The sequence below is a fragment of the Corynebacterium sp. MSK150 genome, from assembly GCF_030229215.1.
Taxonomy (GTDB): domain Bacteria; phylum Actinomycetota; class Actinomycetes; order Mycobacteriales; family Mycobacteriaceae; genus Corynebacterium.
In genome coordinates, this window is the sequence record NZ_JASPHM010000037.1 from 1 (window position 1) to 768 (window position 768).

At 53.5% G+C, this 768-nt stretch carries 2 protein-coding genes; both read right to left on the reverse strand.

Annotation, left to right across the window (positions count from 1 at the left end; translation table 11 throughout):
- The coding region (locus tag QP941_RS11525) for an IS3 family transposase (protein ID WP_284869006.1) at nucleotides 1-427 on the reverse strand (427 nt) is incomplete at its 3' end.
- Nucleotides 427-735, reverse strand: coding sequence for an IS3 family transposase (locus tag QP941_RS11530; RefSeq protein ID WP_010188437.1), 309 nt, complete (start codon nucleotides 733-735; stop codon nucleotides 427-429). The genes QP941_RS11530 and QP941_RS11525, both read right to left, overlap by 1 nt.
- Nucleotides 736-768: the final 33 nt, after the last annotated feature.

Here is a 768-nt window from a genome sequence, read left to right on the forward strand (position 1 = left end):
TGGTGCGTAGGTAGGTAATATCCGACATCCACACTCGGTTGAGCTCACCAGTATCAAACATGCGCTTGACCAGGTCAGGAAGAGCTGACTTACGCTTGGATTGAATCGTTGTCACCGGGACAAAGGCACGCGGTGAAATCCCTTCAATGCCCATCATGCGCATCCGCTTAGCCACAGTCTTGCGATTCAGGGTGATCTGGTAGCGCTCGGTAAGTTCTGCGGTGATCCGCGGAGCACCATAAACCTCATCGGAGTCTTTCCAAATCTGATGAATCTTTCGGTCAACGCCATCGTAAAATGCAGCACGATCATTTTCGCCAGATAGTCGCTTCTGCTGCGTATCAGCCCATTTGTAGTATCCAGACCGAGACACTTTTAATAGCCGTGCCATGCGTTTGATGCTGTAGTTTGCCTTCTCCTGCTGCATCAATTCGAACTTTTCTGCTCGCGTTGCTTCGCGGCGAAGAAGGCTGTCGCTTTTGACAAGAACTCATTATCCATCTTGGCTTCCGCCAACTCACGGCGCAGACGGGCATTCTCAGCACGAAGATCCGCCTCACTCATCCCATCCGAGGCCCCTCGGCGTTCACGCTCGAGTTTGACCCACCGGCCTAAAAGCCCGGCGGAGACGCCAATCTCCTTAGCCACATGAGCGATCGGGCGCTCTGACTCGATTACAAGGTTCGCGGCTTCACGCCGGTACTCCGGCGTGTACTTCTTGCGCTGTTGACTCACAATGAACATCCTCTCCTACGGACACAAGATCCG